The sequence below is a fragment of the Kribbella sp. NPDC056861 genome (genome assembly GCF_040687575.1).
In the GTDB taxonomy this organism is placed as follows: domain Bacteria; phylum Actinomycetota; class Actinomycetes; order Propionibacteriales; family Kribbellaceae; genus Kribbella.
In genome coordinates, this window is sequence record NZ_JBFBNQ010000005.1 from 632274 (window position 1) to 647994 (window position 15721).

Here is a 15721-nt window from a genome sequence, read left to right on the forward strand (position 1 = left end):
CGGTCAGCTCATCGTCGGGATCACGAAGCTGGCGCCCTCTTTGGCGCCGGACGGCCACCGCGAGGTCACCGTCTTGGTCTTGGTGTAGAAGCGGAACGAGTCCGGGCCGTGCTGGTTCAGGTCGCCGAAACCGGACCGCTTCCAGCCGCCGAACGTGTGGTACGCGATCGGCACCGGGATCGGCACGTTGACGCCGACCATGCCGACGTTCACCCGGGCGGTGAAGTCGCGGGCGGTGTCACCGTCACGGGTGAAGATCGAGACGCCGTTGCCGTACTCGTGCTCGCTCGGCAGCCGCAGCGCGTCCTCGTACGTGTCGGCGCGGGCCACCACCAGCACCGGGCCGAAGATCTCCTCGTCGTAGATCCGCATCCCGGGCTTCACCTTGTCGAAGAGCGTGGGGCCGAGGAAGAAGCCCGACTCGTGGCCGGCCAGCGTGAAGTCACGCCCGTCGACCAGCAGCTCGGCGCCTTCCTCGACACCGGCGCCGATGTAGTCGATCACGCGCTGCCGGGCCTCGGCGGTGACGAGCGGCCCGTAGTCGGCCTTTTCGTCCAGGCTGTGGCCGACGGTCAGCTCCGCGATCCGCTCCTTGAGCTTCGCGACCAGCGCGTCGGCGGTCTCCTGCCCGACCGGTACGGCGACCGAGATCGCCATGCAGCGCTCACCGGCCGAGCCGTAGCCGGCCCCGATCAGCGCGTCGGCGACATCGTCGAGATCGGCGTCCGGCATCACGATCATGTGGTTCTTGGCGCCACCGAAGCACTGCGCGCGCTTGCCGTTGGCAGCCGCGGTCTCGTAGATGTACTGCGCGATCGGGGTCGACCCGACGAAGCCGACTGCCCGGACCCGCTCGTCCTCCAGCAGCGTGTCGACCGCTTCCTTGTCGCCGTTGACGACGTTGAACACCCCGGCCGGCAGCCCGGCCTCGAGGAACAGTTCGGCGATCCGCAGCGGCACCGAGGGGTCCCGCTCGGACGGCTTGAGGATGAACGAGTTGCCGGCGGCAAGCGCCGGTCCGGCCTTCCAGAGCGGGATCATCGCCGGGAAGTTGAACGGCGTGATGCCGGCCACCACTCCGAGCGGCTGGCGCATCGAGTACACGTCGATACCGGTGCCGGCGCCGCTGGTGAACTCACCCTTCAGCAGGTGCGGCCCGCCGGCGGCGAACTCGATCACCTCGAGCCCACGCTGGATGTCGCCCTTGGCGTCCGGCACGGTCTTGCCGTGCTCGCTGGACAGCGTCCGGGCCAGCGACTCCATGTCCCGGTTCACCAGGTCGAGGAACCGCAGCAGCACCCGGGCCCGGCGCTGCGGGTTCCAGGCGGCCCACTCGAGCTGAGCCCGCTCGGCGTCGTCGATCGCTGCCACGACCTCGGCCTTGCTCGCCAACGGGACCCGCACCTGCACACCACCGGTGTTGGGATCGAAGACGTCGGCGAACCGCCCCGACGTCCCCGCGATGTGCTGCCCGGCCACGAAATGGCTCAGCTCGTTACTCAACGTGTCACTCCCGTACTCGCGGCTCAACTACTAGGACGGCCGACTATATAGCTGGACGTCCTAGTAATTCTCCGTGACGTTGAGCACTCCTGATTCATCACTTGCGATCCAGTCGCATCTGGACATAGGTTCCCTCCGTGCTCAGAAGATGGTGTGCAGTCCTTGTTGGCGCGGCGGTACTGACCGGATGCACCTCAGGTGTCGACGCCGGAGGCAGTACCCCGAAGGAGCTACGCCTGGCGATCGGCGGTGAGTCGGAGGACGGCTACGACCCGACGCTCGGCTGGGGCCGGTACGGCGCTCCGCTGTTCCAGTCGACGCTGCTGGCCCGGGACGCCGACCTCAAGATCGTCAACGACCTCGCCACCAGGCACACGGTCAGCGCCGACGGGCTGGTCTGGACCGTCGACCTCCGCGACGACGCCAAGTTCAGCGACGGCAAGCCGGTGACCGCCGAAGACGTTGCCTACACCTTCACCACCGCCGCCAAGAGCGGCGGCCTGACCGACGTCACCGCCCTCTCCAAAGCTGTTGCCATTGACAACGACACCGTCGAGCTGCGGCTCAGCAAGCCGCAGAGCACCTTCGTCAACCGGCTGATCTCCCTGGGCATCGTGCCGAAACATGCCCACGGCAAGGACTACGCGCGCAAGCCGATCGGCTCCGGCCCCTTCACCTTCGTCCAGTGGGACGAGGGCCAGCAACTGATCGTGCAGCGCAACGACGCGTACTACGGCACCAAGCCGGCCTTCGAGCGAGTCGTGTTCACCTTCACCGCCGAGGACGCGACGCTGGCCGCCGCGAAGGCCGGTCAGGTGTCGATCGCCTCCGTGCCCTCCGGCCTGGCCAAGACCACCGCGCCGGGGATGAAGCTGATCCCGGTGAAGTCGGTCGACAACCGCGGACTGATGTTCCCCACCGTCCCCGACACCGGCAAGAAGTCGAAGGACGGTCTGCCGATCGGCAACAACGTCACCTCCGACAAGGCCATCCGGCAGGCCGTCAACTACGCGGTGAACCGCGACGCCCTGGTGGAAGGCATCCTGGAGGGGTACGGCTCCCCCGCGACCGGGCCGGTCGACGGACTGCCGTGGTACGAGCCGTCCTCCGCGATCCGGAGCAACGACCCGGCCAAGGCCAAAGCGATCCTGGACGCGGCGGGCTGGGTCGATCGCAACGGCGTCCGCGAGCGCAACGGAGTCAAGGCGGCCTTCACGCTGCTCTACCCGGCCGACGACACGCTGCGGCAGGGCCTCGCGCTCAGCGTCGCCGACATGCTCAAGCCGATCGGCATCCAACTCAAGGCGCAGGGCGTGAGCTGGGACGTCATAGACAAGCGCAAGCACGTCGACGCCGTGCTGTTCGGCTGGGGCAGCCACGACCCGAGCGAGATGTACAACCTGTACTCGTCGACGCAGGCCGGTACGGAGTACTGGAACGCCGGGTACTACTCGAACCCGGCCGTCCAGAAGAACCTCGACGCCGCGCTCGGCGCGACCGACCAGGACGCTGCGACGAACTACTGGAAGGCCGCGCAGCGCGATGCCGACGGCAACGGCTTCGGTCCGTCGGGTGACGCTGCCTGGGCCTGGCTGGTGAATCTCCAGCACACCTACTTCGTCAGCGACTGCCTGGACATCGGCAAGCCGCAGATCGAGCCACACGGCCACGGCTGGCCGATCACGGCCGGCATCACCGGCTGGCGCTGGACTTGCTGACCAACCTCCTCGGCCGACTGGTCCGGCTGCTGTTCCTGCTGGTCGCGGTCGCCGCCGCGTCGTTCGCACTGATGATGGGCTCGCCGGTCGATCCGGTGGATGCCTACGTCGGCGCGGACATCGCGGCGATCGGCCCGGAGCAGCGCGCGCAGATCGCCGAGCGCTGGGGGCTGAACGATCCGCCACTCGAGCGTTTCGGCAGTTGGGTGGCGCAGGTCGTCCGCGGCGATCTCGGCCAGTCGCACACCTTCAACCAGCCGGTCGCGGACGTGATCGCCGGCAAGTTCCTGACCAGCCTGGCCCTGATGGCCGTGGCATGGTGCCTGTCCGGCGTGATCGGGTTCGGCCTCGGCCTCGTCGCCGGTCTGCACCGCGGCCGGATCGCCGACCGGGCGATCACCTGGTGGGCTTACACACTGGCGTCCGCGCCGACCTTCTGGGTCGGCCTGCTCCTGCTCTACGCGTTCTCTGTCTCTTTGCAGTGGACGCCCGTGTGCTGCGCGGTACCGGTCGGGCAACTCGCCAGCGAGGTCGGCATCCTCGACCGCCTGCACCATCTTCTTCTTCCGGCCGTCACCCTGAGCCTGGTCGGCATCGCGCCGGTGGTCCTGCACACCCGGCAGGCGGTGGCCGTCGCGATGTCCAGCGACTACATCACCTTCGCCCGCGCCCAAGGCGAAAGCACCACCGGCCTCGTCATCCACCGCGTACTCCGCAACGCAGCCGGCCCGGCCCTGCTGCTCCAGTTCAGCTCGCTGGGCGAACTCTTCGGCGGCTCGCTGCTCGCCGAGCAAGTCTTCTCGTACCCCGGACTGGGTGCCGCGACTACTGCTGCTGCCCTTGGTCAGGACGTACCGCTACTGCTCGGGATCGCGCTCTTCACCACCGTCTTCGTCTACACCGGCAACCAATTGGGCGATCTCCTACACGGCCTGCTGGATCCACGGACCCTCGAGGTCGCCCGGTGACCGGTCTAGTTGCTGATGGCATCAAACGGAAGAGCTGGTTCGGCGACCGTCGACGCCGCACGCTCGGCTATCTCGCGCTCTCCCTGATCGTGGTCGTCGGGGTCGTTGTCGCCGGCACCTTGTCGGTCGACGCGGCAGGCAGCACCGACCTCGCGGCCCGCAACCTGAGCCCGTCGTGGCAGCACCTCTTCGGCACAGACCGTCTCGGCCGCGACATGCTTGCCCGGGTGCTGTCCGGGCTGCGGCTCAGTCTGGTCGTGGGTGTCTCGGCCGCGCTGGTGTCCGGCGTACTGGCGATGCTGATGGCCTGCGCCGCAGCGGTCGGCGGCCGGGTGGTCGACCGCGCAGTCACCTGGCTGGTCGATCTCTTCCTCGCGCTCCCGCATCTCGTCCTGCTGGTGCTGCTCGCCTTCGCCCTCGGCGGCGGCACCCGCGCGGTCATCATCGCGGTGGCCGTCACGCACTGGCCCTCCCTGGCCCGCGTACTGCGTGGTCACGCCCGTCAGATCGTCTCGTCGGACTACGTCGCGATGTCACGACAGCTCGGACGAGGTCGCTGGTGCATCGCCCGCCGGCACGTCGCGCCGCAACTCGTCGGGCATTTCCTGGTCGGTACCGTGCTGCTCTTCCCGCACGCGATTCTGCACGAGGCCGCGTTGTCGTTCCTCGGGCTGGGCGTGGATCCGGCCGAGCCGTCGATCGGCGTACTGCTGGCCGAGTCGATGCGGTTCCTGTCCGCCGGAGCGTGGTGGCTCGCAGTACTGCCGGGTCTGTGCCTGCTGGTGATCGTCAAGCTCGTCGACGCCATCGGCGAGAACACCCGAGCCCTCCTCGATCCACGGAGCCACCACCTGTGAGCCCGCTGCTGAGCATCAAGGAGCTGACGGTCTCGTTCGTCCAGTACGAGCGGGGACTGCGGCGACGCGAGGTCGTCGCGCTGGCGGGGATGGACCTCACCGCCGAGCGCGGCCAGGTGGTCGCGCTGGTCGGCGCGTCCGGCGCGGGCAAGACGCTGCTGGCGCACGCAGTGCTGGGGTTGCTGCCGCCGAACGCCGCCGAGACCGGGTCCATCACCTATGACGGCACCGTGATCGACAGCGCGGCCAGGAAGCAGTTGGCCGGTCGTGAGATCGCGCTGCTGCCACAGTCCGTGGACTACCTCGATCCGGTCGCGACGATCGGCCGTCAGGTACGCCGGTCCGCGCAGCTAGCCGGGCATGACAACCCGCAGCGCGTCGCTGCCACCGCGCTGGCTGATCGCAGCCTCGGCCCCGAGGTCCTCGGCCGCTATCCCCACGAACTGTCCGGCGGGATGATCAGGCGGGTGCTGGTCACGATGGCGACCATGGGCGATCCGCACTTGATCATCGCCGACGAGCCGACTCCCGGGCTGCCGCCGGCCGATGTCGCCGGCGTACTGCGGGAGTTCCGTGCCCTCGCCGACGGCGGCCGGGCCGTCGTACTGATCACCCATGAACTCAGAGGAGCGCTCGAGGTCGCCGACACCGTGGTGATCTGCCGCGACGGCCGGACGATCGACACTGCGCCCCCTGCCGCCTTCACCGACGAGGGTGCGGCTTTACTGAACCCGTATACCCGAGCGTTGTGGCGCGCCCTGCCAGGCAACGGCTTCCACCTGCCAGAGGAGCAACCGTGCTGACCGCGAAGGATCTCTGGTTCCGCTACGACCGCCGCCGGCCGTGGATCGTGCAGGACGTCTCACTGTCCATCGCTCCCGGCGAGATCGTCGGCCTCTGCGGCCCGAGTGGTTCAGGCAAGAGCACCATCGGCCGCCTGCTCGCCGGCCTGCTCACCCCCGACCGCGGGGAGGTCCTCCTCGACTCCGACCGGTCCGGCGCCCACCCGGTCCAGCTCGTGCTGCAACACCCCGAGCGCGCGATGAACCCGCAGTGGCGGGTCCGCGACATCCTCGCCGAGAGTGGCGCCGACCCGGCCGAGCTCCAGGCCGTCGACCCCGATCTGGTCCGGCCGGAGTGGCTCGGCCGCTTCCCACACGAGATCAGCGGGGGCGAACTCCAGCGCGTCAACCTCGCCCGCGCCCTGCTCACCCACCCCGACTACATCGTGGCCGACGAGATCAGCGCCAGCCTCGACCCGATCACCCAGGCCCGGATCTGGCACCTGCTGCTCGACCGTGCCGAGGCCGACAGCATCGGCGTCCTGGCCATCTCCCACGACCAGGACCTGCTGGCCGCTGTCACCGACCGGCTGATCCTGCTGCCCTGACCGGCAGGGTCTTTCTGGACCGGCTGCGGGACGATCTGGTCAGGGCAGCGGGCTGCCAGGCGGGAGCGGGCCAGTAGGTGGGAACTGGCTACTTCGGTGCGGTGCCGGCCTCGTCTACGGTCGGAGGATGCGCAGACTCAGCGACACCGCGGAGCCAGTTCCGACCGCAGGGTTGACGTCGTGATCGGCTGGTCGGCAGCGGCCGGGGTGGTGGTGATCGCGCTGGGCATGGTGCTGACGCCTGGCCCCAACATGGTCTACCTCGCCTCCCGGTCGATCTCGCAGGGACGCCGGGCCGGGCTGGTCTCGCTGGCGGGGGTTGCGCTCGGCTTCGGCGCCTACTTGCTGGCGGCGGCGGTCGGGCTCGGGCAGCTCTTCAGCGCAGTACCGATCACCTACGACATCGTCAGGTTCGCCGGCGCGATCTATCTCGGGTATCTCGCCTGGCAGATGCTGCGGCCGGGCGGCCGATCGCCGTTCGAGGTCCGGGAGCTGGCGCCGCACTCCTCGGCGCGGCTCTTCACGATGGGTGCCGTCACCAACCTGCTGAACCCCAAGATCGCCTTGATGTACGGCGCCCTGCTCCCGCAGTTCGTCCGGCCGCGGGCCGGCGCGCCCTGGCTGCAGTTTCTCCAGCTGGGTGGACTGCAGATCGTGGTCGCCGTGACGGTCAACGGCCTGATCGTGCTCGCCGCCGCCCGGGTCGCGGGGTACCTCCGGCGCCATCCGCGGGTGCTGAAGGTGCAGCGGATCGCCGCCGGCGCGACGCTCGGCGGGTTCGCCGTCAAGATCGCCACCAGCGCGCGGACCGCCTGACTAGCCGTTGCAGCCGCACGACTCGCGGACGATGAGTTCGAGCGGCAGGGTCAGGTGCCGCTCCGGCGGGTCGACGCCGCCGATCAGCTGGAAGAGTCGCTCCGTCGCGGCCCGGGCGAGTTCTTCGGCAGGGATTCGCACCGTGGTGATGCCAGGTGTCGTCACCCGGGCGAGGCCGAAGTCGTCGAAGCCGACCACCGACACGTCGCGCGGTACGGCGAGTCCATCGGCCTGGAGTACGCCGATCGCGCCGTACGCCATCTCGTCGTTCGCGGCGAAGATCGCGTCGAACCGCTCCCCCGACGCGAGCAGTTGCCGGGTCAGTTCGCGGCCGGACTCCTCGCTGAAGTCTCCCGTCCACACCTTCTTCGTAGGCTTGAGTCCGGCGGCTGTGAGCGCCTGCCGGAAGCCTTTGCGGCGTTCGATGGTGACCTGGTGGCCCAGCGGACCACCGAGGTGAACCAGGTGACGGCGCTGGTGCTCGGTGATCAGGTGCTCGGTCACCTGCCGGGCGCCGGACAGGTCGTCGATGCCGACGCTGACGGCATCCGGGAACTGCGGGTAGCGACCCATCAGGACGACAGGCAGACCGGAGTCGACCAACGAGCTGAGATGCGGATCGCCGACCCTGGCGACGGTCACGATGGCGCCGTCGGCGGCTCGCGAACGCAGTACGCGCTCGTAGGCGGCGACGCTGTTCTCGTCCTTGTTCGTCGAGATGATCACGTTGGCGTCGTGGCCGCTGCAGACCTCCGTGACACCGACGAGCAGGTGCATGAAGTACGGGTGACCGAAGGTGAGCGGCCCGGTGTCGGGCACGATCAGCGCGATCGATCCGGCCGACTGCGACCGCAGCGCGCGGCCCGCGGAGTTGGTGACGTAATCCAGCTCGCGCGCCGCGGTCCGGACGCGTTCCTTGGTACGCGCCGCGATCTCCGGGTGGTCCGAAAGTGCCATCGAGACCGCGCTGCGCGACATGCCGACGTGGGTCGCCACATCGATCAGCGTGACTCGGCCGGGACCACTGCTGCGCGCTGTCATGGCGTCAGGTAGCAGGACTTGACGACCTTGAAGGCCGGATCGACGTCGAACCCGCTGAACGACGAGTTGCACGGCGCGCTGCCGGTGAACGACTTGTAGACAAAGGATCCCCGGCCGCCGTACGCGACCGTGCGGAAGCCGGCGAACGTGCAGGTCCCGTTCTCGCCGGCACAGGTGGTGCCGAAGCCGGCCGGTCCACCGTTGCGGACATAACAAGCCTTGGCCACGTTGGCGATCGGGTCGCCGCCGAAGGTCGCGCTGCCGCAGGACGCGTTGCCTGCCAGCGCGCTGTTGTAGCTGAACGCGCCTTTCGCCCCGTACGCGACTACCGTGCCGCTGTCGACGGCACAAGTAGCGCCCTCGCTCCCGCACTGGACCCACGCGGCACTCGGCCCACCGCTCGGCGCGACATAACAAGCCTTCGCGACCCCGGCGAACGCATCCCCGAACACCCCGTTGGTACAGGCGGTCGGGCCCTGCGCCGTGACGTAGTTGAACTTGCCGTTGTTGCCATAGGCAATGCGCGCCGGACCGCCCGGATTACAGCTGCCGTTCTCAACCGCGCACTGGGTCCAGCCTGACGGTCCACCCAGCGGCGCAACATAACAGGACTTGAGTACGCCGGGCGCCGGGTCGCCGCCGCCGAAGGCGCTCGGAGTACAGGCTGTGGTGGCTGTCGCGGTCTTGTACGAGTAGCCGCCGGCACCGTACGCGACCTGGCGTGCGCCCGTGAAGGAGCAAGTCTGTCCCTCGGTCGCGCACTGGGTGAAGCCTGCGGGCAGCTCGTTGTGGACCGTCGCCGGGCTGCCCCCGCCGCCGTTGTTCATCGTGCGCGACATGGCGATCAGCGCCAGGTTCGCCGCGCGCACGCGACCCCAGTCGTACTTCGTCACCTGCCGATCGTAGGTGTAGAAGCCGACCGGCTCGCCTTCGACATCACTGATCTCGGTGAAGACTCCCGCACTGGTGCCCTTGGTCCGGATCAGCCCCTGCATCTTGGTCATCATCGCGACATAGCGATCCGTCATCGCCCCACCCGACGTGAACAGTTCGGCGTACCCGTAGTTGCCGTTCGGGCTGTACTCGTGACCGGGTGTCCGCAACGCCAGCGAGCCGTACTCGCCGTTCACCGCGATCCGGGTCGTCGAGGCATGTCCCGAGTCAGGCCCGGCATAGTTGTGCTGATCATCGACCTGCCCAGCGCCGGTGTCGTTGTTGACGGTGATGTTGTAGCCACTCGACGCATTGACCAGCCGGGTCGGGTCATAGCTCTTGATCGCACCCGAGATCCGTACGACGTCCGCCGGCGACGGCTCTCCCCAGCCCTCGTTGAAGATCACGTACATCACCACCGCCGGCGAGCTGCGATGCTGGTCCACGATGTTCCGCATCTCCTGCTCCTGCTGAGCAAGCTGCGCGGCCGTCCGGGACGCGCCGATCCGCTGCGACGGCATGTCCTGCCAGACCAGCAGCCCGAGCCGGTCAGCGTGGTAGTACCAGCGTTGCGACTCCACCTTGATGTGCTTGCGCACCATGTTGAAGCCGAGCTCCTTGTGCTTCTCCAGATCGAACGCGAGGGCGGCATCGGTCGGCGCCGTCATCCCACCGTCGGGCCAGTAGCCCTGGTCGAGGGTGCCGGCCTGGAAGACGAACTGGCCGTTCAGCGTCGGCATCATCCGGCCGTCGATCAGCTTCATGCCGATCTCGCGCATCCCGAAGTAGTGCATCGTCGTGTCGACCACTTGCCCGGCGGCGTTGCGCAGCGTCAGACGCAGGTTGTAGAGGTACGGGTCCTCTGGCGTCCACAGCCGCGGGTTCGGAACCGGTACGGCGAAGTCGGCGCCCGGCGTACCGGTGGTAATGCCGACAACGGTCGAGCCGCTCAACGCCTCAGCGAGCACCGTGAACCCAGCCACGTTGCCGGAGGTGAACACCTTGGTCCGCAAGGTGTTGTTCGCGAGATTCGGGTACGTGTCGGCACTGAAGATCGACGACACCGGCGTCGGCTCCAGCCACACCGTCTGCCAGATCCCGGACGTCGGCGTGTACAGCAGACCGCCCGGATTCGCCGTCTGCTTGCCGAGCAACGGCCGATCCGTACCGGTGTCGGTCGGGTCGAACACCCGCACGATCAGCTCGTTCGTCCCGCCGGTCAGTTGCGGAGTGATGTCGTAGACGAACGAGTCGTACGCACCCGTGTGCTGACCGACCTGCTGCCCGTTGACCCACACCGTCGTCCGCCAGTCGACCGCGCCGAAGTTCAGATTCACCCGGCGGCCGCTCCAGCCCGCCGGGATGGTGAAGGTCCGCCGATAGGTCAGGTAGTGGCGGTTGTCGTTGGCCGCCCGCATGACACCGGACAACGCCGTCTCCACCGCGAAGGGCACGTTCACCCGCTCGGGCAGCGTCGCCCCGAACACCGGCGCGGTGTCAGCCGTGGACTGCTGCAACTGCCACTCGCCGTTGAGGTTCGCCCAGTCCGGCCGCGTCATCTGCGGCCGCGGGTACTCCGGCAGCGGCGTGCCGTTCAGCGCGGACGCGGTCCAAGGCGTCGTCAACGGCGGAACCTTCGCCGGTACTGCGCTCGCCGGAATCGCCACCAACCCGGCGACCAGCAGCACGAACACCAGCGACAACCGGCCGAACCAGCCTGCCCGTGAGACACCCATGACGACTCCTCACCGAATCCCTGAATCGATTCAGGGATCCCGACCATAGGAGCCGGATTTTCCGCCCGTCAAGAGCCCGACCGACAGTGACCGATTCCGGCCGGGCTCCCAACAGGCTGCTGCGGCTAGCCGACCACCTCGTGCTGCAAAGTGATCGTCACCCGCTTCGTCCCCGCCGGCAGGAACACCGTGCCCCCGGTCTGGTTGATCGCGGCACCCTTGACCGACACGTTCGCGATGTTGCCCCTCAAGGCCGGCAGCTCGATGCTGTACCCGGTCGAGCCGTCCCCGGTCAGCTCGACCGACACCGTCTTGCCCGAGGCGGTCAGCCGGAAGCCGAGCCGCTTGCCGTCGGCCACCGGATAGTTGTCGATGGCAATCTTCTGTCGGCCGGTGACCCACTCGTCCGGGACACCGCGGCCGATGATCACCGTGCCATCGGACTTCTGCGCCACCAGCGAGTCGAACAGCACCTTGGTGGCGGTGGACTGCCCCCACATGTGCTGGTTCGAGCCGCCGCCACCTTGCGCGTGATCGACGTCCCACGGCGAGTTCGCGCTCGGGTAGTCGACGCCTTCCCACCAGCCGAACGGCCCGCTCATCGCCTTGTCGATCATGAACTGGTAGCCCTTGATCCCCGCGTCGCGGTACTGCTCGCCGCGTAGCGCAGTACTGCCGTAGCCGGCGTTGTAGGCACTCGAGTAGTAGCCGTGCGGATAGCCGCCGAAGTTGTAGATGGTGTCGGAGATGTCCTTGCGACGCTCGAACCCGTGCGTGTAGGTGGCGTCGATCTTGTCGAACATCACCCCGCGCTGCTCGGCGCCGAACAGGTACCCGTCCCAGGCCCAGCGGCCGAACAGGAACATCGAGGCCCAGTTGGCGTCCCGCGGGTCCTTGCGCGGCCCGGTCTCGTTGGCCTCGACCATCGAGATCGGCAGGTAGTCGAGGTCGAACTGCTTCATCGTCTGCTCGATCCGGGCCGTCGCGACCCCGAGCAGATCGTCGTACTCCGCCTTGGCCCAGGCCGCCTCCTGCGTCTCGCCGAGTGCGGTGGCCAGATAGCGGTAGGTGGTCAGCCCGGCCAGCGCGGACCAGTTGTCGATCGTCCAGTAGCCGAGCGAGTCGATCGCGACGGTCTGCTTGATGATCCCCTTGCCGCCGTCGATCCGGTCGGTCTCGACCGTGTGGGTGTTCTTCTTGATCGTCTCGAACTGCTGGCGCACGAACGCCTTGTCGCCGGTCCGCTGCAGGTAGAGGGCGTACGGCCAGCTGTACTTCCACTTGGCGTCGTCGTACTGGAGCTGCGCCGGCAGCGTGGCGAGGTAGTCGCGGGCGTAGCTGAAGTCGCCGATGGTCAGCAGGGTCGCCACGATCCCGATCGTGTCGTGGTCGAACATCTCGTCGTACCCGTTCTCACCGACATGCAGCCGCTTCTGGCCGTCGATGTCGTCCCGGATGATCAGCGTGTAGATGTAGCCGGCCTTGTAGGCGTTGACGAGCCGCTGGTCCGGAAGATCGGTGATCTGGGCGATCGCCGCCAGCCGGGTGTTCCAGTAGCTCCGCATGTCCTTGAAGTGCTTGTTGAGCGACCCGGCCTGCTGCAGCTGTACTGCGGTCGGCCACTCGTAGCTGGCACCGAATCGGTCAGCGGCGATCGCGTAGTCGCGAACCACGGTCTGCCCCGCGCCGATCGTCGTCACGGACGGCGCGGCCGCGGCGTTGAGCGGCGTCAGCAGACTCGACACCCGCGGCAGCCGTGCCTCGGCGGCAGTCGGGTTGGTCACGGTCATCCGCGAGTAGGCGACCTCGAACCGGTTCCCGCCGATCACGACCAGATCAGCGAAGTTCTCGACCTTGTACTGCAGGCCGTCCTTGCCGTACTCGCTGATGAACGCGGGCAGATAACCCTCCGCGTTGGTCCACTTGATCTTGCCCGGGATGTTCGGCACGCCGAACGTGATCAGCGCGTTGCCCCGGCTCCGCAGCCGGTAGCTGCCGTCGATGAAGGCGATCGGCGCGTTCAGGTCGCCTTCCCAGCCGAACGACGAGGTGAGGCCCGGGTTGGTCACATTCGTGTACTCCGCGCCGGCGGCCGAGGCGGCAGCGTCGTCGAAGGCAGCCTTCAGGAACAGGTGCACCAGCCGCAGCTCGTCCCGGGTCGCAGCGTTGTTCGCGAGAACCGCCGTGGCGGACGTGACCTCGCCGTCGAGCTGCCGCTGCGCGGACTCGTTCGCGGCGTTGAGGTCAGCGGCCGCGATCTGGTCGAGTAGGTTACGCGTCAGCTCGCGGTACCCGGCTGCCGAAGTATCGGCCTGCGTCACACCGGCGAGCGTCACGTTGCCGGACTCATGGGTCTTGCGCTTCACCTGCGCGCTGATCCGCGCCGAGTCCCCGGCGCCGAGCGTGAGTTCGAACAGTCTGGTCACCGAGTCCGTGCTGCTGACCAGGTCGGAGCTCACGAAGGCCGGCGTCGAACTGCCGTTGAGGTAGACGGACACAGTCGCCGTGGCTCGCCAAGCGCCCGAGACGAAGCGCACTGTGCGGCCGTTCGCCGCTGCCGGGACTGTCAGGTCGTAGCCGTACGGGTCGGTGAGGTCCTTGCCGACCAAGGCCGGGTTCGTGCCGTCGACGAAGAAGATGCCACCCTGCCGACTACCCGACTGGGACTCGGTCGGTGTGCCCTTGGTCCACGAATACGTCACCGGGTTGTCGTTCTGTGCGCCGATCGTGGCGCCGGTCTGCCGATTCGCCACCGCGAGCCGAGGAGTTCCGGCCGGCACGACAGCGCGACGGTTGATCGCCGCTCCGTTGAGGTGCAGCCAGTCGCTCGGCCCCTCGGCGGCTAGGTCCATGGCGACCGGCGGCGCTGCCACGGCGAAGCTCGGACCGGCCGCCGAGGCGACCCGCGAGAGCGCGACGGCGGACAGCGACACGTTGCTGGCCGCCTGCAGCTTCTCGGTGAACTTGGTCGTCACGACGATGCCCTCACCAGGACGGATCGTCACGGCGTACCGCTTCGCCACCGCATTGCCGGTCGCGCTGATCTTGGTCGTGTACGCCGTACCGCCGCCGCTTGCCGCGGCCACAGTCACGGTGCCGCGCGCCTGCCAGATACCGCCCACGAACACGAGCCGACGCGGGGAGTCCGAAGGCGCGACCGTGATCCGGTAGCCGGCCTCGTGCCCGGTCGCGTCACCGACGGTGGTGTCGTCGTACTTGAACACCCCGCCGGTGGTGAGTCCACCGGTCGAGCCCGTCGTGGTCCCGTCCGACCAGCGGAACGTCAGCGGGCTGTCGGACAAAGTGTCCTGGCCCGCCGCGGGATTGAGGTTGTCCACCTTGATCGACGGCGTCACGCCCTTCTTGTGCTCGGTCCCCGCACCGGTCACATGGGCCCAGTCGAGCTCGCCGTACGCCGTCAGGTCCATCACGCCGGCGACACCGGTGCCGTTGGCAAGGTTCTCGACGTTCAGCACGAAGGGATTGGCCGCCGGAGCGGAGGCCGCCGGCAACGACGTCATCGCGGGCAGCAGCAGCGCCCCCGCGATCGTTGCTGCAAGCAACTTGGTTCTTCTGGTCCTCATCGATGGCCCCTCACTGCCTCGGTGGTCCTGACTGCATCGGTCCGGTGACGCTGGAGCCACGGACGATCAGTTCCGGCTCCAGCAAGACGTGGTGCGGCTCGCGCAGGTCGCCGGCGAGCAGGTTGTCGATCGCCTTGATCAGCTCTCGGCCGACGACGTCGATCGGTTGGTGCAGCGTGGTCAGCCCCGGGCTGACCAGCGCGGCGGTCGGTGAGTCGTCGAAGCCGGTCACCCCGACCTCGACCCCGGGACGCAGGCCGCGCTCGTGCAGCGCCCGGAGGACACCGAGCGCGAGGGTGTCGGAGGCGCAGACCAGCGCGGTAGCGGGCCGCGCGGCATCCAGCATCCGGTGAGCGGCCTGACGGCCGGCCTCCAAAGTGTCCGGTACTGCGGCCTGGAGATCCGTCTCCAGCTCGCGCTCCCGACAACCGTCGAGCCAGCCTTCGCGGCGTTCGGCCCCGATCTCGGACTCGGCCAGCCAGCCGATGTGACCGATCCGGCGGTGTCCCTGCGCCGCGACGTGCTCCGTCGCGGCGCGCGTCCCCGACCGGCCGTCGACGTCGACCCAGGCCGTGGTGTCGTCGCCGTCCCAGGACCGTCCGAACGTCGCGAACGGCACTCCCCAGGACCGCAACGCCGCGACCCGGTCGTCGTTGTGATGCGTCTCGGCCAGCACGAAGGCGTCGACCGACGTCTTCTTCAGCAGATCGCGATAGGCCTTGATCTCGTTCGCCGAGCCGTCCTCGGCATGACACAGGATCAGGTGGTACCCGGCCTGCGCGGCCGAAGCGTTCAGCGCGTACAGGAACTCGTCCATCAGCAGCGAGGCTTTGTCGGGCCGGGCCGGCCGGGTCTTGAACGCGATCAGCGACGAGCTCCGGTTGCGCAGCGCACGCGCCGACAGGTTCGGCTCGTAGCCCAGCTCCTCCACCGCCGCCAGGATCCGCTCCCGCGTCTGCGGCGCCACCCGCTCCGGGTTGTTGACCGCGTTCGACACCGTCTGCGCCGACACCCCGGCCCACCGCGCCACCTGCGCCAACGTCACGTGCCCGTGCGGCACCGGCCCCCGGCTGGTCTCCTGCGGCCCCATCGACTCACCTCTTGTTAACGTTAAAATTCCTGCGCCGCACGCTACTGAGCCGCACCCATGCCGTCAAGACTCGGATGCGGCTGAG

11 protein-coding genes are annotated in these 15721 nt (G+C 68.3%); 6 read left to right on the forward strand and 5 right to left on the reverse strand.

The window, feature by feature from the left end; all coding sequences use genetic code 11:
• Positions 1-3: 3 nt before the first annotated feature.
• Positions 4-1503, reverse strand: coding sequence for a CoA-acylating methylmalonate-semialdehyde dehydrogenase (locus AB0P21_RS27230; RefSeq protein ID WP_363700042.1), 1500 nt, complete (start codon positions 1501-1503; stop codon positions 4-6).
• A 137-nt stretch (positions 1504-1640) separates the two neighbouring features.
• Here AB0P21_RS27230 and AB0P21_RS27235 point away from each other — a divergent pair, with 137 nt between their 5' ends.
• The 6 genes from AB0P21_RS27235 to AB0P21_RS27260 all read left to right on the forward strand — a co-directional run bounded on the left by AB0P21_RS27235 (position 1641) and on the right by AB0P21_RS27260 (position 7252).
• Positions 1641-3221: an ABC transporter substrate-binding protein gene (locus AB0P21_RS27235; RefSeq protein WP_363700043.1), complete on the forward strand. Its 1581-nt coding sequence runs from the start codon at positions 1641-1643 to the stop codon at positions 3219-3221.
• On the forward strand, positions 3215-4189 hold the full coding sequence (locus AB0P21_RS27240) for an ABC transporter permease (RefSeq protein WP_363700044.1): 975 nt from the start codon (positions 3215-3217) through the stop codon (positions 4187-4189). The genes AB0P21_RS27235 and AB0P21_RS27240 overlap by 7 nt, the downstream gene beginning before the upstream one ends.
• Entirely contained in the window at positions 4186-5046 is an 861-nt protein-coding gene (locus AB0P21_RS27245; protein WP_363700045.1) for an ABC transporter permease, read from the forward strand. The genes AB0P21_RS27240 and AB0P21_RS27245 overlap by 4 nt, the downstream gene beginning before the upstream one ends.
• On the forward strand, positions 5043-5849 hold the full coding sequence (locus AB0P21_RS27250; protein WP_363700046.1) for an ATP-binding cassette domain-containing protein: 807 nt from the start codon (positions 5043-5045) through the stop codon (positions 5847-5849). Before AB0P21_RS27245 ends, AB0P21_RS27250 begins: the two co-directional genes overlap by 4 nt.
• Positions 5843-6436, forward strand: coding sequence for an ATP-binding cassette domain-containing protein (locus tag AB0P21_RS27255; RefSeq protein WP_363700047.1), 594 nt, complete (start codon positions 5843-5845; stop codon positions 6434-6436). Before AB0P21_RS27250 ends, AB0P21_RS27255 begins: the two co-directional genes overlap by 7 nt.
• Positions 6437-6616: 180 nt before the next feature.
• Positions 6617-7252, forward strand: coding sequence for a LysE family translocator (locus tag AB0P21_RS27260; protein ID WP_363700048.1), 636 nt, complete (start codon positions 6617-6619; stop codon positions 7250-7252).
• Here AB0P21_RS27260 and AB0P21_RS27265 read toward each other — a convergent pair whose 3' ends face one another.
• The 4 genes from AB0P21_RS27265 to AB0P21_RS27280 form a co-directional block, all read right to left on the reverse strand.
• Entirely contained in the window at positions 7253-8293 is a 1041-nt protein-coding gene (locus AB0P21_RS27265) for a LacI family DNA-binding transcriptional regulator (protein WP_363700049.1), read from the reverse strand. It lies immediately after the preceding gene.
• Complete coding sequence (locus tag AB0P21_RS27270) at positions 8290-10962, reverse strand: sugar-binding domain-containing protein (protein ID WP_363700050.1); 2673 nt, start codon at positions 10960-10962, stop codon at positions 8290-8292. Before AB0P21_RS27270 ends, AB0P21_RS27265 begins: the two co-directional genes overlap by 4 nt.
• 125 nt (positions 10963-11087) lie before the next feature.
• Positions 11088-14546 carry a sugar-binding protein gene (locus tag AB0P21_RS27275; RefSeq protein WP_363700051.1) on the reverse strand — a complete coding sequence of 1153 codons (3459 nt, stop codon included), beginning with the start codon at positions 14544-14546 and terminating at the stop codon, positions 11088-11090.
• Positions 14547-14556: 10 nt separating this feature from the next.
• Positions 14557-15636 (reverse strand): LacI family DNA-binding transcriptional regulator, encoded by a 1080-nt coding sequence (locus AB0P21_RS27280; RefSeq protein WP_363700052.1) that lies wholly within the window; start codon positions 15634-15636, stop codon positions 14557-14559.
• Positions 15637-15721: the final 85 nt, after the last annotated feature.

Bases quoted from the DNA above. Each gene is read 5' to 3' on its own strand.
- AB0P21_RS27265 (WP_363700049.1), bottom strand. From the start codon at position 8,293: ATGACAGCGCGCAGCAGTGGTCCCGGCCGAGTCACGCTGATCGATGTG.
- AB0P21_RS27270 (WP_363700050.1), bottom strand. From the start codon at position 10,962: ATGGGTGTCTCACGGGCAGGCTGGTTCGGCCGGTTGTCGCTGGTGTTC.
- AB0P21_RS27275 (WP_363700051.1), bottom strand. From the start codon at position 14,546: ATGAGGACCAGAAGAACCAAGTTGCTTGCAGCAACGATCGCGGGGGCG.
- AB0P21_RS27280 (WP_363700052.1), bottom strand. From the start codon at position 15,636: ATGGGGCCGCAGGAGACCAGCCGGGGGCCGGTGCCGCACGGGCACGTG.